This is a genomic window from Variovorax paradoxus B4 (assembly GCF_000463015.1).
GTDB lineage: Bacteria > Pseudomonadota > Gammaproteobacteria > Burkholderiales > Burkholderiaceae_C > Variovorax > Variovorax paradoxus_E.
Window position 1 is genome coordinate 284,066 of sequence record NC_022247.1, and the last position, 20,590, is coordinate 304,655.

At 64.9% G+C, this 20,590-nt stretch carries 17 protein-coding genes and 1 pseudogene; 13 read left to right on the plus strand and 5 right to left on the minus strand.

Going from position 1 to position 20,590, the window contains the following annotated elements:
* Positions 1 to 1,177: 1,177 nt before the first annotated feature.
* Complete coding sequence (locus VAPA_RS01310; RefSeq protein WP_021004964.1) at positions 1,178 to 1,522, plus strand: hypothetical protein; 345 nt, start codon at positions 1,178 to 1,180, stop codon at positions 1,520 to 1,522.
* Between the two features lie 133 nt (positions 1,523 to 1,655).
* Here the strand turns inward: VAPA_RS01310 and VAPA_RS01315 are convergent, their stop codons facing one another.
* Positions 1,656 to 2,546 carry a DUF3616 domain-containing protein gene (locus tag VAPA_RS01315; RefSeq protein ID WP_230558945.1) on the minus strand — a complete coding sequence of 297 codons (891 nt, stop codon included), beginning with the start codon at positions 2,544 to 2,546 and terminating at the stop codon, positions 1,656 to 1,658.
* Positions 2,547 to 2,723: 177 nt separating this feature from the next.
* Here VAPA_RS01315 and VAPA_RS01320 point away from each other — a divergent pair, with 177 nt between their 5' ends.
* A complete protein-coding gene (locus tag VAPA_RS01320; RefSeq protein ID WP_021004966.1) occupies positions 2,724 to 2,966 on the plus strand; it encodes a hypothetical protein in 243 nt (80 codons plus the stop codon).
* 171 nt (positions 2,967 to 3,137) lie between these two features.
* On the opposite strand, the gene VAPA_RS01325 is transcribed toward VAPA_RS01320, so the two are convergent.
* Both VAPA_RS01325 and VAPA_RS01330 read right to left on the minus strand, forming a co-directional pair.
* Positions 3,138 to 4,451, minus strand: coding sequence for an IS1380 family transposase (locus VAPA_RS01325; protein WP_021004967.1), 1,314 nt, complete (start codon positions 4,449 to 4,451; stop codon positions 3,138 to 3,140).
* 153 nt (positions 4,452 to 4,604) lie between these two features.
* On the minus strand, positions 4,605 to 5,384 hold the full coding sequence (locus VAPA_RS01330) for a hypothetical protein (protein WP_155248040.1): 780 nt from the start codon (positions 5,382 to 5,384) through the stop codon (positions 4,605 to 4,607).
* 53 nt (positions 5,385 to 5,437) lie between these two features.
* Here VAPA_RS01330 and VAPA_RS01335 point away from each other — a divergent pair, with 53 nt between their 5' ends.
* Positions 5,438 to 7,534, plus strand: a complete 2,097-nt coding sequence (locus VAPA_RS01335; protein ID WP_196232536.1) for a phospholipase D-like domain-containing protein — start codon at positions 5,438 to 5,440, stop codon at positions 7,532 to 7,534.
* A gap of 634 nt (positions 7,535 to 8,168) precedes the next feature.
* On the opposite strand, the gene VAPA_RS34370 is transcribed toward VAPA_RS01335, so the two are convergent.
* Complete coding sequence (locus VAPA_RS34370) at positions 8,169 to 9,302, minus strand: hypothetical protein (protein WP_155248041.1); 1,134 nt, start codon at positions 9,300 to 9,302, stop codon at positions 8,169 to 8,171.
* A gap of 278 nt (positions 9,303 to 9,580) precedes the next feature.
* Here VAPA_RS34370 and VAPA_RS01345 point away from each other — a divergent pair, with 278 nt between their 5' ends.
* On the plus strand, positions 9,581 to 9,880 hold the full coding sequence (locus VAPA_RS01345; RefSeq protein WP_021004971.1) for a tetratricopeptide repeat protein: 300 nt from the start codon (positions 9,581 to 9,583) through the stop codon (positions 9,878 to 9,880).
* Positions 9,881 to 10,046: 166 nt separating this feature from the next.
* Here the strand turns inward: VAPA_RS01345 and VAPA_RS01350 are convergent.
* Positions 10,047 to 10,932 (minus strand): annotated as a pseudogene (locus tag VAPA_RS01350) (YifB family Mg chelatase-like AAA ATPase); the annotation flags it as partial.
* Positions 10,933 to 11,149: 217 nt separating this feature from the next.
* Here VAPA_RS01350 and VAPA_RS01355 point away from each other — a divergent pair.
* The 9 genes from VAPA_RS01355 to VAPA_RS01395 all read left to right on the plus strand — a co-directional run bounded on the left by VAPA_RS01355 (position 11,150) and on the right by VAPA_RS01395 (position 20,581).
* Positions 11,150 to 11,974: a TorF family putative porin gene (locus VAPA_RS01355; protein ID WP_021004973.1), complete on the plus strand. Its 825-nt coding sequence runs from the start codon at positions 11,150 to 11,152 to the stop codon at positions 11,972 to 11,974.
* A 63-nt stretch (positions 11,975 to 12,037) separates the two neighbouring features.
* A complete protein-coding gene (gene glnK / locus VAPA_RS01360) occupies positions 12,038 to 12,376 on the plus strand; it encodes a P-II family nitrogen regulator (RefSeq protein ID WP_007833403.1) in 339 nt (112 codons plus the stop codon).
* 22 nt (positions 12,377 to 12,398) lie between these two features.
* On the plus strand, positions 12,399 to 13,919 hold the full coding sequence (locus VAPA_RS01365) for an ammonium transporter (RefSeq protein WP_196232537.1): 1,521 nt from the start codon (positions 12,399 to 12,401) through the stop codon (positions 13,917 to 13,919).
* Positions 13,920 to 14,180: 261 nt separating this feature from the next.
* Positions 14,181 to 15,116 carry an SMP-30/gluconolactonase/LRE family protein gene (locus VAPA_RS01370; protein ID WP_021004975.1) on the plus strand — a complete coding sequence of 312 codons (936 nt, stop codon included), beginning with the start codon at positions 14,181 to 14,183 and terminating at the stop codon, positions 15,114 to 15,116.
* A gap of 11 nt (positions 15,117 to 15,127) precedes the next feature.
* Positions 15,128 to 16,009: a LysR substrate-binding domain-containing protein gene (locus VAPA_RS01375; protein WP_021004976.1), complete on the plus strand. Its 882-nt coding sequence runs from the start codon at positions 15,128 to 15,130 to the stop codon at positions 16,007 to 16,009.
* Positions 16,010 to 16,150: 141 nt separating this feature from the next.
* Positions 16,151 to 17,653 (plus strand): FAD-linked oxidase C-terminal domain-containing protein, encoded by a 1,503-nt coding sequence (locus VAPA_RS01380; protein ID WP_021004977.1) that lies wholly within the window; start codon positions 16,151 to 16,153, stop codon positions 17,651 to 17,653.
* Between the two features lie 29 nt (positions 17,654 to 17,682).
* A complete protein-coding gene (gene glcE / locus VAPA_RS01385; RefSeq protein ID WP_021004978.1) occupies positions 17,683 to 18,807 on the plus strand; it encodes a glycolate oxidase subunit GlcE in 1,125 nt (374 codons plus the stop codon).
* A 23-nt stretch (positions 18,808 to 18,830) separates the two neighbouring features.
* Positions 18,831 to 20,063, plus strand: coding sequence for a glycolate oxidase subunit GlcF (gene glcF / locus VAPA_RS01390; protein ID WP_021004979.1), 1,233 nt, complete (start codon positions 18,831 to 18,833; stop codon positions 20,061 to 20,063).
* An 89-nt stretch (positions 20,064 to 20,152) separates the two neighbouring features.
* Positions 20,153 to 20,581 carry a hypothetical protein gene (locus VAPA_RS01395; RefSeq protein WP_021004980.1) on the plus strand — a complete coding sequence of 143 codons (429 nt, stop codon included), beginning with the start codon at positions 20,153 to 20,155 and terminating at the stop codon, positions 20,579 to 20,581.
* The last annotated feature ends 9 nt before the right edge of the window (positions 20,582 to 20,590 follow it).

Here is a 20,590-nt window from a genome sequence, read left to right on the forward strand (position 1 = left end):
GCGAAGCAAATCGTAGCAATTCCGGCTGATAACGCCAATAACACGATAGGTTGCTATCGTGGCAATGATTTGACAGATTCGTGTGATCCTTGGCAAAGGAAAAGGCACAAATCGATCGGCAGAGGTGGCAACGAGTTCGGACTCGTCATCTTGGCGTGTGAGCGTGAACTGTCGTGCCCGAAGGGGTAGCCTCGGGAATTCGGACATCTCGACACGTGTGGAGACTGGTCCTTGATGGCGAGGATTTGGCCAGGTGATAGCCGGAGCAAGAGATGACAAAGATCTGTTTGCAATTCAGAGGTGCTCCAGCCAACGCTGGCGGCCGCGTTTAACTGAGCTTGCCCCCGAAAAACGTATCCCTTGCTGAGTGTTTCAATTCGGGCAAGGAGATCCGTATAACTGAAACGCTGATGCAGCAATAGTTCGGCGCCGTGACTGCCGCCTGGTCGGCGTCGATGTTGCGCTCACCACACAATCGCTGTTGGCATCTGCCTAGCGGCGGCCGCCACTCGAATTCACAGCCGAGTGGAAAAGTGCCGCACTGCATTGACGCAGCCACTTGAGCTGACACATTCATGCGGCCTGAACCCTGGGCAGACCTTCGAAAGGTCAAGCCCGATAGGGGACTTAAACTCTTGGCAGGACCTACTCAGGCCGACATTGCGGCCGCCCCCTCACGCAGTTGCGCTTCGCTCACTGTGGTCAGCTCGCGGGAGGACTTGCACCTCCAAGATCGCGCCCATGCTGGGCGCACCAAAGAAAAGGCCCGCGTGAAGCGGGCCTAAGGCTCGCCGATAGCGAGCAGGGAGGATGTCAGGCTGAAGACCTGACGCATCGATCATAGGTGATGTGAAGGTCGAATCAGCTTCTTGCCACGGGCTGGTTGGCCTTGGTGCTGATGCCACATCGAGTCTTGACCGCCTCCATGTTGAACCCCGCAAAGGCGTCGCACACGCGATGCACCACCCATCATTCGATGGCCGACTAGACACTGTACGTAGACGCGGCCGGATCTACTCGGGAGTTTCGATCTGGATCGAATCCTGCCGGCGCCACAGTTGTTCACCTTTGTTCGTCCCGGTCTGTGCGGAATTTCACAGGTGAACCTCGCGGTCGTCGCCGCCTAAACACGCGCTCTGCAAGATACTGTTCAAAAACACCTTCAGGGAGGTGGCCGATGAAAATCGATCTTGAAGACTGCGCGACGCTCTCGTGCGCGATGGTGATTCCAGTTCTGGATGACAGGGACGATCGAATACGCGTTCCAGTCATCGGAATTTTTCGAGCGAGTATTCCTGCTGAGAGCGTTGACGAGTGGGTGGTGCGCTCGGACGGTACCCCTCGCAGTGACCGCGAGTTGGCAACCGAGGTTCTCCTCGCGATCCGGAGACCGCTCGGGGCTGACAGGCACAGGGCCCCTTATGCACTCAGTGTCGCCACCATCCTGGCGTTGGACAGCGCTGCGGCGATCGTTGTCTCCACGTTTCTTGCCGCGATTCCTCGAAGCGCGGGAGGATCCTGAAACCACGAGATTGCCTTCTCAAAATTCAGGCCGGCTATGGCACGATCCGGCTGTCAGCAGCAGACCCTCGAAGAGTCTAGCCAGTTGATGTCAACTTCAATGCAAGGCTGCTAGTCAGGCTGATTTGGTCGATTCAAGGCGCAGTTTGCAGTTGCTCGAGTTCCAGCAGAAGATAGTTCGCAGACCGTTCTGCCTTCCGATTCCCGTCGTCGCTGACGATGATGATCTGGACCACCCCGTCGATGACAGCCGGGCTTACCCCTTCTGCGCGCTCCAGGCCCTGAAGACCTGGAACCGTCACACGGCGCGGCGCGCCACCTTGTTGCCCATTCCAGAGCCAGAGAGCGAACTGGCTCGGCTCGCGCGAAACCGGCCCACTGATGACCAGGTACTCGCCGAGGGAGGGAGCGTAAGACAAGCCACGAATTCCGTGACCGCCCAGATCCAGCGCATCGAGATCCGCTGCCACCCGAGGTGCCTCATCCGCCTCGAAGAGCTCATGCGGATTCTCTACGCTGGCGATGAGTGCGCGGCCGCCGCGCAGCGGGCTGCGAAAGCCGATCATCAGTCGTTGCTGGTCGGGGCTGATCTCCAACGCTTCGATATTGAGCCCGCCGCCAGTTTTGACATCCCGGATCTTGGCTGCCGAGGCCAGTTCGGGATGCTTCGCCGTCAGGGCACGCTTCAATCCGTCGACGACCTTGGGGCCCACAACCCGGCTCCCCTCGACCCGGAACCGAACCAGTCGTTCACGGGACTTCTTTTCGTCGCCTTCGTCGTCTCGAGAATGCGATGTGATGGCGTAGACGAAACCTGCCCGATCCAAGGCAAGTCCTTCGAGGTCATCCAGTTTCCAGAAGTCGCTGAAGATCTGAAACAGTCCGGCAGTGAGTTCGGTACTGTGGACACTTCCGTCGGCGCCGAACATGACCAAACTGAAGGGATGGCGCTTTTCGTCCTCAACCACAAGAAAGCGCCCGTCCGGCAACTGCTGGATCGCCGACGGCTCATAGATACCGACCAAGGGCTGGAACGTGGGAGGTTTTTTGTGCGCCACGGAAACATTGTCTACCCACCTTCCGCCGCGCGATATGTACGAGGCCTACCGGTACGTAGCGTTACGCCCTCGCCGAGGCCATTGGCGTATGTTCCCAGTCTTTCCTTTGGCTTCGCTTGCCTGTCCTTCTGAGGAGTGCGAAACATGTCCCGGTATCTCTGCGAATTGAAAAATCTCCTGACGGACCTGAAGGACCGCTACGGGGAAGGCGATGACTCGGTGCAGCAGGTCAAGCGCGAGCTCGATGCCGTTGAAGCCCGGGAATCCGGGCATCAGAGCTTGTTCGCCCATGGCCGCGACCGTCTTCTCCGCCGCAGCGGCAGGCACAGTTGGGAAGGCTACTCCAGCCTCTTGCACTCAACCCAGCGCCCGCCCCCTCTGGGCTAGCCTGGATATTTCGCGAGTGACGTGTCGCGATGGCAGTTGATCAATGTAGGGCGCGAAGCGCGCGATACAACCGCGATGAGTGAGATTTCAGCCGCATTGCTGGGGCTGAAGACGCAGTGCCCCCTTACCCCCGTTGTTTGTCGACGTGCCGGGGACAGCACTCGACGCGATCTATGGAGCCAGTGCGCGAGCGGCCGTGAGGAAGACGTGCTTGAGCGGGTGGTGCGAGGCCAGCAGCAGGCGGATGCGACGGGTATTGCGCAGCACGGCGGCGCCGATCTTGAGCAGCTTGACGCGGATGGTGGCGGTGCACGCGCGTTCCAACTGCGTGCCTTGAAGGGCCAGCCGGCGCAGGTTGATCATCAAGGTGTAGGCCAGCGCAGCCAACAGCAGGCGCATCTGGTTGGACGCGAAGCGGCGACAACTGCCGCGGCGACCGAACAGGTCGATCTGCGCTTCCTTGATGCGGTTCTCGGCCTCACCGCGGGCGCAGTACAAGTCCTCGTACAGCGACTTGGCGTCTCCCGCTTCCAGGCTCGTGACCACGAAGCGTGGATTGCGCCCTTGCGCGCCGTGCTCCAGCCGCGCGATGACGCGCCGCTCACGCTCCCAGCTGCGCGTTGCATATCGGAACTCGCCGATCAGGCGCTGCTTCGTGCCGACGGCTTCGTACTGCTCGGCCAGCGCGTGTTCAGCGATGGCCACGCGTTCAAGCAAGGCGGAGTTCTTCTGCAGGCCCACGATGTAGTCAATGCCCCAGGCGTCGAAGCGGCGCAGCGCCTTCGGGCGACAGAAGCCGGAGTCGCCGCGCACCACGAGCCGCACGCCGGGCCACGCCTGGCGCAGCCGTCGCGCGATCAGCTTGATCAACGCGCTGAGCACGCTGGCCGGATCGCGCCAGCTCGGGCGCAGCACGCACGCGAGCATGTCTTGCCCACAGAAGATGTACAGCGGCAAGTAGCAGTAGTTGTCGTAATGTGCGTGGAAGTGCGCGCCTTCCTGGTCACCGTACAGCGGGATGTGCGTGGCATCGATGTCGAGCACGAGTTCGTCGGGGGTCGTCATGCGGCTAGCGATGAATTGATCCAACAAAACAGCGTGCAACGCCGCGGCATGCTCGCTCGTGGCCGAAGTCTCCAACCGGCTCAACGTCGGCGCCGAGGCCAGCTCAACGACACGACCTACCGCCGTTTGGTGCGCCAGGTCATGGCGCAGCGTGTTGTGCTGCGAAACACTTTCCCAGCCACAACACAAGCCGTACACGCGCTGCGCGAGCAGACTGCGAATGTCGTGACGCACGCTGGCCTTGCGCCGTGCGTCAGCGAACACGCGCGCCGCCGCGCGCGTCAAGCCGATGCGCTCATCGACTTGCTTGAGCAGTACCGCACCACCGTCGCTGACGATATCTCCGCCGTCAAACGCCGCCTCCACGACGCGACGCCCAACCTTGCAAAATCTCACTGGCACATCGGTACACTTTGGCACTGGCAGTCCTGTTCTCGAGTTGCATGTTCTTGGCATCAGATACCAATAACAACGCATCCCGGCTCAGGGCTGCCGACCTTCTACTCGCGAAATATCCAGGCTAGGCGCCCCTGGCGCAAGCATCGCCGACAGCCCCGGGCTGCAGCGCGGGCTTCAGTTGGTCTTCTTCTTTGGACGCCCCGCCTTCAGCGGTACCAGCGAATCCAGCGCACCGCGCAGTTGGTTGTCCGTGAGCCGTTGAAGCGCGTGCAGCCCGGCGCGCAGAAGCTCGCTTTTCTTGGCAGGGCGTTTGAAACCCAGCGCACGGTCCTTGAGGACGGCGACCAGACCGAAGTCCTGCTGGGGCATCGTGAAGCTGTCTCGCACGAGTTTGGTTTTGGCTTTGGCTGCATCGCGCGCGGAATCTGACGCAGTGGCCTGGGCAGACGTCGCCAGTTCCGTGCGGTGAGCCGTAGGCGGTATGACCTGAGGCGGCGCGACAACAACCTTCACCGTCTTGACCTTCAGGGGCCCCGTCTTCTTCGCGACAGTCTTCTGTGTCGATGCCTTCTTCGCTGAGGTGGGTCCAGCGGCCTTGACGCCGACTTTGCCCGACGCCGCTTTCTTGGCCACCACTGCCTTCTTGGTCACCGCCGCCTTTTTCGCCGAGGACTTCGTCACCACGGTTTCAGCCGGCTTGGCCTTCCGAGGCGAGACTTTCTCGGCGGCCGCCTTTTTCGTCGCGGCTACTTTGGGCTTGCGCACTGGCGCCTTCTTGGCCATTGAGCTTTTGCCTGAAACCGGCACCACAGTTGGCGGGTTCGATGGCAGCCGCGTTGCAGCAGGCGCGGTCGACGCTGCAGGCGGCTGGGCCGTGGGGGCTAACGCTGCCGGGTCGGTTGCGTCGCTGGGTGCGGAAGTCATTTCGTTGTTGGTCAAGCCGAGGTCAGTCATTGAGGATTTTTTTAGATATGGTGTAAATGATTTACACCATAATTGTGAACGCAATGGGAATCGTCATCAAGAACATCCTGCGCGACCCGTCGAAGCGGCCAACCTCGCCGCGAGCTCGCCGCATGGTTTCAGCACTGCGACACGCCCATGACTTACCAGTGTCAGATTTTTGTCGTTACATCCGGGGTATCTCGAACAACAACGAGGAGATCGGCATGGCGAAGATCGTCAAGGCAAGGGCCTTCTGCAACGACGAGGTGGCCTATCTGGCCTGGGAAACCGACGGCAGGATTGAGGGGTGCCTCGGCTTCATGGTGATCCGCGTCTTTCTCGACTCAGGTGAGCGCCGGGTGCTGCCCTCCTGGGTGGCCTTCAAGTCCCAGTCCAACCCCGACTGGGAAGAGCAGGACACCAGCGTCTGGCCGATCCAGAAGTTCTCCTGGCGCGACCTGACGCTGCGCAAGAGCCGCAACACGCTGTCGACGCGCACCGGTCCCCTGCGCGTGAAGTACGAGATCCAACCGGTCGGCCCGATGAAGGGGGGGCTCACGCCCGTTCCGGCGAGCGACACGGCCCAGCCTGGCAAGTACAAGGGCAAGAAGATCCCGCTCGCGTTCTACGGCGAGGCCTTCGAGACCAACGAGATCGTCGCGTCCAACGACCTGGGCGAGATCAGCGTCGGCTTCAACAACGGCATCCTCTCGACCCAGAACCTGCGCAAGCAACTGCGCACACCCAAAGGCAAGATGCCCAGCGCGGCGCTGGTCAGGAAACGCATAGAAACCATGGACGACCCGCTGCGCCGCTACCTGGCTGGCGACGTTCTGCCAATGCTGCGCGAACTCTTCGAGCGCGCCGAGGCCCAGGACGGGACGATCTACGCGGCGTTGTACGAGCTGAGCGATCCCGAACTGATCGACCTGCTGGTGGAACATGCCGGCCGCCTGCACCTGATCCTTTCCACGGCAGGCAAAGACGAGGGCACAGGCGAGTGGGACACGACGAATGCCGAGGCCCGCCAGCGGCTGCGCAAGGCCATCGGCACGAAGCAGCTGCAAACCCGGAGCATGCAGGACCGGATGTTCAATACGTCCGCGGGCATCGGTCACAACAAGTTCGCGGTGCTGGTGGTGGATGGCCAGCCGGAGGCGGTGTGGACGGGCAGCACCAACTGGACGCCTACCGGCCTGTGCGCCCAGACGAACAACACCATCGTCTTCCGCTCGCCCGACGTGGCGCAGCACTACCTCGACTACTGGAACCGCCTGCGCGAGGACAAGCAGCCGGTGCCCAAGCCGCTGTCCAAGGCCAGCAATGCCAGCCAGGGCGCCGCGCTACGCGAAGCGAACGGCCAGCCGTTTGACGCCGCCGTCGATGGTGGCGCCACGCAGGTACAGCTGTGGTTCTCACCGAATACCCCGAAGCGGGGCAGTCCCGCCACCCGGACCGTGCCGCCGGACCTGGAGATCCTCTTCGATCTCATGTCCAAGGCCAAGCATGCGATCTTCTTCCTCGTCTTCAACCCGGGCCGCACCGCGGAAGACCAGCAGGACGCGAACACAGCCATCTCGGCGGCCCTGGCCTTCGGTCGTCACCGGCCGGGCCTGTTCGTCGCCGGAGCGATCAGCGACCCCACGGCGATGCCGGGCTACACCCCCCGCGATCCGGCAGCGCCCAAGGTCCCGCTGCCGGCCATCTACACCCCGGCAGGGGCCCCCAACGTGCTGATGGTGCGGGCCGCGTCCCTGCAGGACCCGGTCGGCAACTTCGACAAGGAACTGCTGAAGATCGGGCATGCGATCGTGCACGACAAGGTGGTAGTGATCGACCCCATGTCGGAAGATTGCGTGGTGGTCGCGGGCAGCCACAACCTCGGGTTCAAGGCGTCCTATGCCAACGACGAGAACCTGACCCTGATCCGCGGCAACCGAGCGCTGGCCTGCGCCTACGCGGTGCACGTGCTGGACGTCTACGAGCACTACCGCTTCCGGGCCGTGCAGGAAGAGATCCGGCGCGAGGCGATGATCGCGGGCAAGAGCGTGGAGAAGGCCGTGGACCAGGGTTTCCTGAAAGAGGACGACACTTGGCAGGACAAGTACATTGAGCCCGGCCAGGCCGATTTGCGCATGTACCTGCTGGCAGATCATTGATTGCGAGCCTCCCAAAGCATGAGTTCGTTGCCTGGAATGGCGCTTCTTGGGCAAGCAGATTTCCCCTATTGTTAGAGACTTGGTGACGGGACTAAGGGGAGGACTTGCAATGAGGCGCTATCGGCTTCACATTGCTTGCCGTGTTCCCGCAGCGATTGCACCAGCAGTTGGAGGCATATCTGCTGCGTTGCCTCGCCAGCGATAGACGCGAGAGCGCTACGCTGAAGCTTGCGGCCAACTCGCTCCCGACAGAAGCACCGACGGGGCCCTGCTGAGCTAGGCCGTGCTGCCAAAGGACGTGGACACACGGTTGCCAGAATGTGACCTGGTCGTACTGAGCGAAGCGCAAGGCGGCGCGTCGACCATCGTCTCTTGGCCCCATTTTGTTGAGCATGCACGGCACCTACTCGAGAGGTTGCCTTTCGCCGTGCCTCGGTGGAAGGTGCTCGGATTTCCAGAGGGAGATTGCCTCGAGAAGCTCCGAGAAGTGGCAACGACCATGGACGCTGCCAAGGTGTAGGACTGGGCTGGCCACTACTGATTTGAACGAGCACAGGGCTGTGCTCGGCCAGCAGCAAAAGCTCAGATCCGCTCTCCAAGAGAGCGTTGCCCCATCTTCAATCCGACCCGAAGCTCAGATACCTGGAACTCGCCTAAAGCGCATCACGAAATGCGCGATGGCAAATGCGATGCTACCGGAGGCAAGAAATAGGGGCAGGGGCGCCGTCCAGTCCATGTCGCCGGCGCCGGAACGCCAGCAACTGGCTGCCGTGGCAGCGGCACCAAGCAGACCAGCCGCAGCGAAAAGCAGGAGCGGCTTTAGACGGACCACGAAACGCTCGCAACTTCCGACGCCAAACTTCTCGTCGACAAGGCCAGCGATCCATGGCGAGAGAAATGGCGAACGCTTGGTGAACAGGGCCATGCCAACGAAAAAGACCAGCGGCATTGCGACGACCAAGGTCGCCATTTGGGAAGACATTGGCATAGCGCAGACCATGTCGTCTGGTGCGGCGACGAAGCCGAGCATATTGCTCACAATCGTCAGGCACCATATTGAAGCGATGGCCGCTGTCGACTGCCATCCCGGCTCGCCATTTGTAGCGGAGCTCTCGCGTGTTGTCCCACCTTCAGGCACCGATGTGTTCGGTTCGGTAGCGCGCGCTACCGGTAGAAGTTCATCTCGCCTGCGTAGTGCAATGAAGCGCCACATGACCAGCGATATGAATGAGAACAGCACCCATACCCGAGCGAATGCTGCGAAGTTTCCGCGCTCAAGCTCCTCGTACTCGGCCTGCGAGATCTGCGTAGGCGCTCCGCGATTGATGCTCTCGTAGAAACGTGTGCCATCCGCGGAGGTGTGCCAGTGGCGGCTGGTCACCTTGGTGCCATCAGGGCTCTTTCCCATTCCTACCGGGATGCCCGCCCAGTTGGGGGCGGCGGCTGCAACAGAAGCGAGCGCTACGACCACGACCCATGGTGCGAAGAGTTCGCGTGGCCGAGGGCTTGCGCGGACTGATGAATCCGAATGCAGGCGACGTGCCGCCAGGGCTCCAGCTCCGAAAACCAGGAGGATGGCCACATGAACCCACATCAGGTACGGCATTGACCGCGACCATTCGACACGTGTGCAGAGCACAACTGCAATCACGCTGGTGACCAGCAAGAATGCGGACAGCCCCATCAGCAGCCGAGCCGCGCCAAGGCCCCGACGGCTCTTCTTGGCGATGGTATCCGCAAGCACTGTCATCTTGTTGTGCACACTCACGACTCGCCCTCAGATTGGAAGTTGTCTATCCGCGCGAGGTCACTTCGACGCGAAGCTGCAGTGTCAGGTCTTTTCGCGTCGGGGCGGGTCCTCGAAATGCGAGTGACAAAGGGTGGCGTCGCGTTGCGAACATGTTGGCCTGAATGCTATTCGGAATCGGGGTGGCGCGGAATCCAAGGTACCGCGAGAGCATCGGAACCCCATCACCTCAAAGCTGTGGCAGGATCCTGCCGGGGGAAGTCGCTCGTTGTGCCTTCCGATCCCATTGAGGAGCCAAGGTGTTTTCGCACGTTTTTGTGAGCGTCACCGATTTTGAGCGCGCGCTTCGCTTCTACAGCGCCGTGATGGACGCTTTGGACATTGAACTGCGGCGCATTCGGGAGTCGATCAATGCCTACTTGCAGAGCATTGCATTGAATCCCAGCCGCGCATCGGCTTGGTTCAACATGGGCGGCGTGCATTGGAACGCCGGAGAGCCGGAGGAGGCAAGTCGAGTGTGGAAGGCGGCAGTGGACAGATTTCCAGATCACGAGCTAGCGGCTTTGCTCCGCCGCGATCTCCCCTCAGTCCTTCGCTAGCGGAGCGAGTTGCCATTTGCTGGTGAAGGGTGTGCCCTGCACTTGGCCTGCCTCTGACGAGAGGTCATCGGAAGGCCGTGGAAAGATGGCCGTTCTCATTTAAACCCCGACAAAACCGCAAATTCGCATTTATTTAAATGCGTTCGCGTTTTTCGACCGCGCTTACACCGCCGCCCACCAGGGCCACGGCGCTGGATGTGTGGTGGGGCGCCGAGGTTGGCCGGTTCATCCAGCGCGCGGTCGAGAAACTGCCGGCCAGACTGGCCACGGCCGCGCTCTCCAGCGCCTCGTCGACGCTCATGGGCGGCAGCAGGCCGGCAAAGCGCTGCGCCAGCATCGACTTGCCCGAGCCGGGCTCGCCCATCATCAGCAGGCTGTGCCCGCCCGCGGCGGCGATCTCGAGGGCGCGCTTCGCGCCCGCGTGGCCCTTGACGTCGGCCAGGTCGGCATAGAGCGGCGCGGCGGCCGCGTGAACCCGGGCCCAGCCGTCCGCGGCGGGCTGCTGCTGTTCCTCGCCCTGCTGCAGCGCGGTGCCTTCGGACATGAAGCGCTGCACCACGTCCAGCAGGTGCCTGGCGCCGTACACCTCGCTGCCGGGCACCAGCGCCGCTTCCCGGGCGCTCCCGGCGGGCAGCACCAGGTGTGTCGCGATGCCGCGCGTGTGCAGGGCCAGCGCCATGGCCAGTGCGCCGCGAACGGGCCGCAGCTCGCCTGAAAGAGAGAGCTCGCCGGCAAATTCATGTCCCGCAAGGAGCGCAGGCTGTATCTGCCCGCTGGCCGCGAGGATGCCGAGCGCGATTGGCAGGGCGAAGCGGCCGGAGTCCTTGGGCAGGTCGGCCGGCGCCAGGTTGACGACGATGCTTGTTGTTCGGAAACTCCAGGCCGGCGTTCTGGATGGCCGAGCGCACCCTTTCGCGTGCCTCCCTGACCTCGGTTTCCGCCAGCCCGACGAGCGTGAAGCTCGGCAGGCCGTTCGCCAGATGCACCTCGACCGTGACACTGGCCGCTTCCAGCCCAAGCAAAGCACGGCTTTGCACCAAAGACAGGCTCATTTCTCTCTCCCTCCCCATTGTGGTGCGCCCGTTTTTGGTCGGGCTCATGCACCGCGATGCCCCATGGGGTACCGCAACTGAACACGCTTGTAACTATTTCGCCTGGGTTGCCGGTGCGGGAGCGGCCGCCGTGCCGCAGGGCAAAACGTGCACTTTGGCACGCTCCCTGCTATGAGATGGTGTCCCCCAACAATCCAACCAACTCCGAGGAGTCTCGATGATGCACCGTAAATTCGCCCAGGCAATGGCCGTGGTCGCCCTTGCCGCCCTGCCGATGCTTGCGAGCGCACAGCTCACGGGGAATGTGGCACTGACGAGCAACTACAAGTTCCGCGGCCAGGACCAGGACATGATCGGGAAGAACGACTACGCCAAGACCAAGGGCTTCAAGCCCGCCATCCAGGGCGGCTTCGACTATGCCTTCGGCGAGAGCGGCTTCTACGTGGGCAACTGGAACTCCAGCGTCAACTGGCTGCAGGGCAACAGCATCGAGAGCGACCTCTACGGCGGCTACAAGTTCAAGGCCGGCCCCTTCGACCTGGACGTGGGCGCACTCACCTACATCTACCCGGGCAACTCCATCGGCAACACCACCGAGCTGTACGGCGCCGGCACCTGGGCCGACGAGGCGATCGGCTCGTTCACCCTGAAGTACTCGCACACGGTCTCCAAGGACTACTTCGGCTATGCCGGCTACAAGTCGGGCTCGGGCCTGAAGGGCCGCAACACCGGCTACCTGAACCTGGCCTACAGCAAGGAAATCGTGCCCAAGCTCACGCTGAAGGCCGCCGTGGGCTACACCCACATGTCCAGCGACATCCGCAGCCTGGGCTACAAGAGCTACGTGGACTACAACGTGGGCGTGTCGTACGACTTCGGCAACGGCCTGGCACTGGCCGGCTCGGTGCAGGGCGCCAACAAGAAGAGCTCGTACCTCGCGCTGAGCAACCCGGGCTACGACTTCGGCTTCGGCCCCATCGGCGAGCAGTATTACTCGCCCAACAAGGCGCGTTTCATCGTTACGCTCAGCAAGACGCTGTAAACACAAGAACAAGGTGCGGCCCAAGCTGCCGCACCATTCATTCCATCCAAGAAGGAGAAAGTCATGAAGCTGGTCACAGCCATCATCAAACCGTTCAAGCTCGACGAGGTGCGCGAAGCCCTCTCGGCCATCGGCGTGCAGGGCATCACGGTCACGGAGGTCAAGGGCTTCGGCCGCCAGAAGGGCCACACCGAGCTGTACCGCGGCGCGGAGTACGTGGTCGACTTCCTGCCCAAGGTCAAGATCGAAGCGGCGGTTTCCGACGACCTCGTCGACCGCGTGATCGAAGCCGTCGAAGGCGCAGCGCGCACCGGCAAGATCGGCGATGGAAAGATTTTTGTCTACAACCTCGAGCAGGTCGTTCGCATCCGCACCGGCGAAACCGGTCGCGAAGCCCTCTGATCCAGCCCGGAAAAAAACAACCATGAAAAAACTGCTTGTTTCTCTCGCGCTCGGTCTGAGCCTGCTCACTGCAGGCACGGCGAGCTTCGCCCAGGCGCCTGCTGCCACGGCCGAGACGCCGGCGGCGTCCGCGCCCGCAGCCGCCGCGCCGGCACCCGCGGCCGCCCCGGCTGCCGCCGCTGCCGAAGCAGCGCCCGCCGCGGCTCCTGCCGCTCCTTCCTTCAACAAGGGTGACACCAGCTGGATGATGCTGTCCACGCTGCTCGTCATCATGATGACCATCCCTGGCCTGGCGCTGTTCTACGGCGGCCTGGTGCGCAGCAAGAACATGCTGTCGGTGCTGATGCAGGTGATGGTCACCTTCTCGATGATCGTGGTGCTGTGGCTCATCTACGGCTACAGCATCGCGTTCACCGAGGGGAACGCCTTCTTCGGCGGATTCGACCGGCTCTTCATGAAGGGGATCTTCGATCCGGCCACCGGCGTGTTCGCGCCCGGCGCCACCTTCAGCAAGGGCGTCTACATCCCCGAGCTGCTGTTCGCCGCCTTCCAGGCCACCTTCGCCGGCATCACCTGCTGCCTGATCGTGGGCGCCTTCGCGGAGCGTGCCAAGTTCTCGGCCGTGCTGCTGTTCATGGTGATCTGGTTCACCTTCAGCTATGCACCGCTGGCACACATGGTCTGGTTCTGGATGGGCCCGGACGCCTACACCGCCGCCAACGTGGTGGACGCACAGAACGCCAAGGCCGGCCTGATCTGGCAGTGGGGCGCGCTCGACTTCGCAGGCGGCACCGTGGTGCACATCAACGCCGCCGTTGCGGGTCTGGTGGGCGCCTACGTGATCGGCAAGCGCGTCGGCTACGGCAAGGAATCCTTCACGCCGCACTCGCTCACGCTCACCATGGTTGGCGCCTCGCTGCTGTGGGTCGGCTGGTTCGGCTTCAACGCAGGCTCGGCCCTCGAAGCCGGCACCAGCGCTGTGCTCGCCTTCATGAACACCTTCTCGGCCACCGCCGCCGCCGTGCTCGCATGGTGCATCGGTGAAGCGCTGATGCGCGGCAAGGCCTCGATGCTGGGTGCCGCCTCGGGCGCCGTGGCAGGCCTCGTGGCCATCACGCCGGCCGCCGGCAACGTCGGCCTGATGGGCGCCATCGTGATCGGCTTCATCGCCGGCTTCGCCTGCCTCTGGGGTGTCAACGGCCTCAAGAAGATGCTCGGCGCGGACGACTCGCTCGACGTGTTCGGCGTGCACGGTGTCGGCGGTATCGTCGGCGCGCTGCTCACCGGCGTGTTCAACACCCAGGCACTCGGCGGCCCCGGCCTCGTGGGCGACTGGGTCACGGCCAGCGTGGTGTCCAACGGCATCGGCGCCCAGGTCTGGATCCAGCTCAAGGGCGTGCTGCTGACCATCGTGTGGTCGGGCGTGGTGGCGTTCATTGCCTTCAAGATCGCCGACCTCACCATCGGCCTGCGTGTGTCGGAAGAAGAAGAGCGCGAAGGCCTCGACATCTCCGCCCACGGCGAGACCGCATATAACAGGTAAACCCCCAGTCTTCGCGCACTTCGTGTCGCGCGCGCCTTCCCCCTACCGGGGGCAACACCAGCGGCCCGGCAAAGCCGGTTCCGCGGTGTTTCTGGAAGAAGGCATGCGGTGCGGGGGCTGGTTATAAGAACTACACGGAACGATTTTTCAGCGAGGTCTCCTTTGGATGTTCAGCCCGCGAGCGCTTCGGCGCCAGCGGGCTTTTTTTTGCCTGCGTTTTTCCTCTGGAGCGGCGATGCCCGCCCATGCACAATTCCGGACATGTGGACCTCCATCGACAACAGCCTCTGCGAACTCGGCGAATCGCCGTTCTGGCATCCGCGGGAACGCGCCCTGTACTGGCTCGACATCCCGGGCCGCGCCGTGCTGCGCACCCGCGGCGACATCGGCACGCCCTCCGCCAAGGTCGAACGATGGGCCTTGTCCACCGAGCCCGGCTGCATGGCGCCGGCGCGCAGCGGCGGCCTCGTGATCGCGCTGCGCGACGGCATCTACCGGGCGCGCGAGTGGGGCGGTGAACTCGTTGCCATGGCGCGCGTGGAACACGACGTGCGCACCATGCGCTTCAACGACGGCAAATGCGATGCGCTCGGCCGCTTCTGGAGCGGTTCGATCAACGAGGCGAAAGACCGCGCCAACGCCGCACTCTATTGCCTCGATGCGCGCCCCGGCACCGGCGTGGCGCCGACTCTCACGCTGATGTCCAACCAGGTGACGACGGCCAACGGGCTCGCGTTCTCGCCCGATGCGCGCACCCTGTACTGGGCCGATACGCCCGCGCACCAGGTGCGCGCCTGGAACTGGGACGCCGAGGCCAACACGCTCTCGCAGCCCCGCGTGTTCCACCAGTTCGACGCCAAGCCCGAAGGCTGGACCCCCGATTCGCCGATGCTGCGCTACGCAGGCCGCCCCGATGGCGCCTCGGTCGATGCGCAGGGCCACTACTGGGTCGCGATGTTCGAAGGCGCCCAGCTGCTGCGCCTCGCACCTTCGGGCGAGATCGTGACCGCCGTTCCCGTTCCGGTCCAATGCCCGACCATGCCCTGCTTCGGCGGCGACGACCTGAAGACGCTCTTCGTCACCAGCGGCCGCAAGGGCCGTCCTGCCGCCGAGATCGAGCGGCTGCCCGCATCGGGCACGGTGATCTCGATGCGCGTCGACGCGCCCGGCCTGCCGGTCGCCTTCTTCGAAGATTGAGCGGTTCCCGCATGGCCCTGCAGCACATCCCGCCCATCCAGTGCCTGCTGACCTTCGAGGCCGTGGCGCGGCTGCGGCATGCGGGTCGCGCGGCGGACGAGCTGTGCGTCACCGCCAGCGCCGTGAGCCACCGCATCCGCCAGCTCGAGGCGCACGTGGGCTTCAAGCTCTTCGGCCGCGGCGACTTCAGCCTGACGGCCGACGGCGCGGCCTACCTCGCCAACGTGCGCACCGGCCTCGCCGCGCTGCAGGCCACGCCGCTCGGCAACGCGGCGCCGCGCGCGACGCGCCTGCGCATCGCCGTCACGCCCACCTTCAGCCGCGTGTTCCTGATGCCCCGGCTCGAGCTGTTCCGCAACATCTACCCCGACATCGAGCTGGTGCTGCAGGTGTCGATCCCGCTGCTCGACGTGACGGCCGAGCAGGCCGACCTCGAGGTGCGCTACGGCAGCGGCGCGTATGCCGACTGCGAACACCGGCTGCTTCTCGAAGAAGAGGTGCTGCCCGCCTGCAGCCCGAGCTATCTCAACGAGTTCGGCCCGTTCGACGGCTTCCGCACCGCGGCGGAGATTGCCAGCGCCCGGCTGATCCGCAGCCCCCTCGAGCCCTGGGGCACCTGGTTCGCAAGCTGCGGGATCGACCAGCCCGAGCCGCACGTCGGCTCCCAGTTCAACGACCTGGGCCTGGTCTACGACGCGGCCGCGAGCGGCTTCGGCGTGGCCCTGGTGCGCCAGAAGATGGGCGCCGCCTGGTTCGAATCGGGCCGGCTGGTGCCGCTGTCCGACCGGCCCGTGCCCTCGCCGCACCGCCACACCATCTGCTGGCAGCCCGGCACGCTCGATCGCTGGGAATGCGCGGCCTTTGCCGACTGGCTGGTGCAGGCGCTGCGCTGAACCGTTGGCCGTCCGGCGGATGGACCGTCCGGCAAAGTTCTCTCAAGCGAAGCGCAAAAAAGCTTCAACCATCCGGCGCCGCATTTCCGTAGAGTGCGGTACACCACGAGACAATCCGCCCAAGAGAAGAGGCCTTGCCCCATGAACGCGCCGCTCACCGCCGTCCAGCACGATTCGCTGCAGAAAACCGACCGCCAGTCGCAGATCGTGCGCGCCCTGCAGGCCCACCTGCCGGCGCACGCGCTCATCTGGCATGCCGAGGACACCACGCCCTACGAGTGCGACGGCCTCACCGCCTACCGGCAGCGTCCGCTGGTGGTGGCCCTGCCCGAGACCGAGGCGCAGGTGGCGGCGGTGCTCAAGACCTGCCACCAGCTCGGCGTGCCCGTGGTGGCGCGCGGCGCGGGCACCGGGCTCTCGGGCGGCGCCATGCCGCATGCGCTGGGCGTGACGCTGTCGCTCGCCAAGTTCAACCGCATCCTGAAGATCGACCCGGTGAGCCGCACGGCCGTGGTGGAGTGCGGCGTGCGCAACCTCGCCATCAGCGAAGCCGCCGCGCCTTTCAATCTCTACTACGCGCCCGATCCGTCGAGCCAGATCGCCTGCACCATCGGCGGCAACGTGGCCGAGAACTCGGGCGGTGTGCACTGCCTGAAATACGGCCTCACGCTGCACAACGTGCTGCGCGTGCGCGGCTTCACGGCGGAAGGCGAGCCCGTCGAGTTCGGCGGCGAGGCGCTCGACGCGCCGGGCCTGGACCTGCTCGCGCTGGTCATCGGCAGCGAAGGCATGCTGGCCGTGACCACCGAGGTCACCGTCAAGCTGGTGCCCAAGCCGCAGCTCGCACGCTGCATCATGGCCAGCTTCGACGACGTGCGCAAAGCCGGCGATGCGGTGGCCGCGGTGATTGCGGCCGGCATCATCCCCGCGGGGCTCGAGATGATGGACAAGCCGATGACCGCCGCCGTCGAAGACTTCGTGCATGCGGGCTACGACCTCGAAGCCGCCGCCATTCTTCTGTGCGAATCCGACGGCACCGCCGAAGAGGTGGAAGAGGAAATCGGCCGCATGACGGCCGTGCTGCGCTCCTCCGGCGCCACCGCCATCGCGGTCAGCACCAGCGAAGACGAACGCATGAAGTTCTGGAGCGGCCGCAAGAACGCGTTCCCGGCGTCGGGCCGCATCAGCCCCGACTACATGTGCCTCGATTCGACCATTCCGCGCAAGCGGCTGGCCGACATCCTGCTGGCCATCCAGCAGATGGAGAAGAAGTACAACCTGCGCTGCTGCAACGTGTTCCACGCGGGCGACGGCAACCTGCATCCGCTGGTGCTGTTCGATGCCAACGACCCCGACGAGCTGCACCGCTGCGAGCTCTTCGGCGCCGACATCCTCGAGACCAGCGTGGCCATGGGCGGCACCGTGTCGGGCGAGCATGGCGTGGGCGTGGAAAAGCTCAACAGCATGTGCGTGCAGTTCACCGCGGCCGAGAACGAGCAGATGTTCGGCGTCAAGCGGGCCTTCGATCCGGCGGGGCTGCTGAACCCCGGCAAGGCGATTCCCACGCTGCAGCGCTGTGCCGAATACGGCAAGCAGGTGGTGCGCGGCGGCAGGCTGCCGCATCCCGACCTGCCGCGCTTCTGAGAACGACGACAACAAAAACAGCACAGACCATGGAACCCGCCCTCAGCCAGATCGCCGAACGCATCCGCGCCGCGGCCGCCGATGCCACGCCGCTTCGCATCCGCGGCGGCGGCACCAAGGACTTTCACGGCGAGACGCCGCAAGGCGAGATCCTGGGCACCACGGCGCTCACTGGCATCACGAGCTATGAACCCAGCGAACTGGTGGTCACCGTGCGCGGCGGCACGCCGCTCGCCGAGCTCGAAGCCGTGCTGGCCGAGAAGGGCCAGTGCCTGCCTTTCGAGCCGCCGCACTTCGGCGCGGCCGGGGCGGCGGGTGTAGGCACCGTGGGCGGCATGGTGGCAGCGGGGCTCAGCGGCCCGGCGCGCGCCAGCGTGGGCGCGGTGCGCGACTACGTGCTGGGCGCCACGCTCGTCAACGGCCGCGGCGACGTGCTCACATTCGGCGGCCAGGTCATGAAGAACGTGGCGGGCTACGACGTGTCGCGCGTGCTCGCGGGATCGCTCGGCACGCTGGGTGTGATTGCCGAGGTGAGCCTCAAGGTGCTGCCGGTCGCGCCCGCCGAGGCCACGCTGTCCTTCGACTGCAGCCAGGCGGATGCGCTGCGCCTGCTCAACGAGTGGGGCGGCCGGCCGCTGCCGCTCAATGCGAGCTGCTGGTTCGAACAGGCGGGCACCGGCATCCTGCAGCTGCGCCTGCGCGGGGCGGTCGCGGCGGTGGAAGCCGCCTGTGCGCATCTCGGCGGCGAGCGCAGGGACAACGCGCACGCCGAGGCGGACTGGCAGGCGCTGCGCGACCAGCAACTGCCGTGGTTCGACACCGACAGCGGCCCGGACGCACTGTGGCGCCTGTCGCTGCCACAGACCACATCGGCGCTTGCATTGGGCGATGGCGATGCGCCGCTGGTCGAATGGCATGGCGGGCAGCGCTGGTACAAGGCGCCGTCCGCGCAGGCCGCGCGCATCCGCGAAGCCGCGCGCGCGGCGGGCGGGCACGCCACGCTGTTCCGCATGCCCGCGGGCCACGCCGCGGACAGCCGCGTGCCACGCTTCGATGCACTGAGCGCGCCCGTGGCCCGCATCCACCATGCATTGATGCACGAGTTCGATCCGCACCGCATCTTCGATCGCGCACGGCTGTTGGCCGGCGCATAGACAAAAAACCGAGACACCCCGCGATGCAAACCGAACTCGCCCCCGAATTCCGCGGCACCGACGAAGGCCGCGAGGCCGAAGCCATCCTGCGCAAGTGCGTGCACTGTGGCTTCTGCACCGCCACCTGCCCCACCTACCAGCTGCTCGGCGACGAGCTCGACGGCCCGCGCGGGCGTATCTACCTGATCAAGCAGGTGCTCGAAGGCCAGGCCCCCACGCGCAGCACGCAGCTGCACCTCGACCGTTGCCTGACCTGCCGCAACTGCGAGAGCACCTGCCCGAGCGGCGTGCAGTACGGCCACCTGGTCGACATCGGCCGCAGGATCGTCGACGAGAAAGTGCCGCGCCCCGCCGTGGAATCGGCCACGCGCTGGCTGCTGAAGGAAGGGCTGCCGTCGCCGCTGTTCGGCCCGGCGATGAAGCTCGGCCAGTCGGTGCGCGGCCTGCTGCCCGAGGCGCTCAAGGCCAAGGTGCCGGCCAAACAGCAGGCCGGCGCGTGGCCCACCGCCACGCATGCGCGCAAGGTGCTGATGCTCGCGGGCTGCGTGCAGCCGTCGATGATGCCCAACATCAACAGCGCCACCGCGCGCGTGCTCGACGCGGCGAGCATCCAGGCCGTGATCGCGCCCGAGGCCGGATGCTGCGGCGCCGTCAAGTTCCACCTCAACGACCAGGAGGGCGGCAAGGCGCAGATGCGCGCCAACATCGACGCCTGGTGGCCACTGGTCGAACGCAACGAGGTCGAAGCCATCGTCATGAACGCCTCGGGCTGCGGCGTCACGGTGCGCGAGTACGGCCACATCCTGCAGCACGATCCGGCCTACGCCGCCAAGGCCGCGCGCGTCAGCGAGCTGACGCGCGACCTGAGCGAGCTGCTGCCCGATCTGGTGCCTGCCCTGAAGGCCCGCGTGCGCGCGCCTCAGGGCGTGGTTGCCTACCACCCGCCCTGCACGCTGCAGCACGGCCAGAAGCTGCGCGGCGGCGTCGAAACGCATTTGCGCGCACTCGGCTTCGACGTGCGCGTGGCCCTGAACGAATCGCACCTGTGCTGCGGCTCGGCCGGCACCTACTCGGTGCTGCAGCCCGAGCTGGCCTATCCGCTGCGCGACCGCAAGCTCGGGCATCTGAAGCAGTTGCAGCCGAGCGTCATCGCCTCGGCCAACATCGGCTGCATCACGCACCTGCAAAGCGGCAGCCAGGAGACGCCCGTGCGGCACTGGGTGGAACTGCTCGACGCGGCGCTGGCGGCGGCCTGATCGCACACCGAAGAGCGCTCTGGTCCGACTCGCGCCAAGGCGATTCGCGCCGCATCATGGCGGTACCGATTTTCCAAGGAGCAAGTCTCATGTCCTCCGTTCCAGCTTTCATCGCCTCCAAGAACCTGCGGCGTGCCTTGCTGGCTTTCGCCTGCGCGGCCGGCGCCGTTGGCGCGCAGGCCCAGTCGGCCATGCCGCAATGGAAGGGCGAGGGCGCGGTGCGCTATGTCTGCGGCGGCATCGGCTCGGACGAATCGACCGCGATGCGCGCGGCCATGAAAGACCATCCGCTGGCCCTGCTTTTCGCGCGCTCCGACGGGGCCTACCTGGCGGATGTCCGGGTCGACATCAAGGGCGCCGACGGCGCGCCTTCGCTGGCCTTGCGCGCCAGCGGACCGGTGTGCCTGGTCGACCTGCCCGCGGGCCGCTACACCATCGACGCTGCCATGGCCGGCAGTGCCAAGAGCCAGACGGTGACGGTGGGCAGCGGCTCGAAGACCGTCGATTTCAGGTTCTGACCGGGCCTT

Excerpts from the sequence above, each read along its gene's own strand:
- VAPA_RS01380 (WP_021004977.1), top strand. The coding sequence starts at position 16,151 with ATGAACGCGCCGCTCACCGCCGTCCAGCACGATTCGCTGCAGAAAACC.
- glcF (WP_021004979.1), top strand. The coding sequence starts at position 18,831 with ATGCAAACCGAACTCGCCCCCGAATTCCGCGGCACCGACGAAGGCCGC.
- VAPA_RS01395 (WP_021004980.1), top strand. The coding sequence starts at position 20,153 with ATGTCCTCCGTTCCAGCTTTCATCGCCTCCAAGAACCTGCGGCGTGCC.
- VAPA_RS01370 (WP_021004975.1), top strand. The coding sequence starts at position 14,181 with ATGTGGACCTCCATCGACAACAGCCTCTGCGAACTCGGCGAATCGCCG.
- VAPA_RS01330 (WP_155248040.1), bottom strand. The coding sequence starts at position 5,384 with ATGACTGACCTCGGCTTGACCAACAACGAAATGACTTCCGCACCCAGC.
- glnK (WP_007833403.1), top strand. The coding sequence starts at position 12,038 with ATGAAGCTGGTCACAGCCATCATCAAACCGTTCAAGCTCGACGAGGTG.
- glcE (WP_021004978.1), top strand. The coding sequence starts at position 17,683 with ATGGAACCCGCCCTCAGCCAGATCGCCGAACGCATCCGCGCCGCGGCC.
- VAPA_RS01320 (WP_021004966.1), top strand. The coding sequence starts at position 2,724 with ATGTCCCGGTATCTCTGCGAATTGAAAAATCTCCTGACGGACCTGAAG.
- VAPA_RS01335 (WP_196232536.1), top strand. The coding sequence starts at position 5,438 with ATGGGAATCGTCATCAAGAACATCCTGCGCGACCCGTCGAAGCGGCCA.
- VAPA_RS01310 (WP_021004964.1), top strand. The coding sequence starts at position 1,178 with ATGAAAATCGATCTTGAAGACTGCGCGACGCTCTCGTGCGCGATGGTG.
- VAPA_RS01375 (WP_021004976.1), top strand. The coding sequence starts at position 15,128 with ATGGCCCTGCAGCACATCCCGCCCATCCAGTGCCTGCTGACCTTCGAG.
- VAPA_RS01355 (WP_021004973.1), top strand. The coding sequence starts at position 11,150 with ATGATGCACCGTAAATTCGCCCAGGCAATGGCCGTGGTCGCCCTTGCC.
- VAPA_RS01365 (WP_196232537.1), top strand. The coding sequence starts at position 12,399 with ATGAAAAAACTGCTTGTTTCTCTCGCGCTCGGTCTGAGCCTGCTCACT.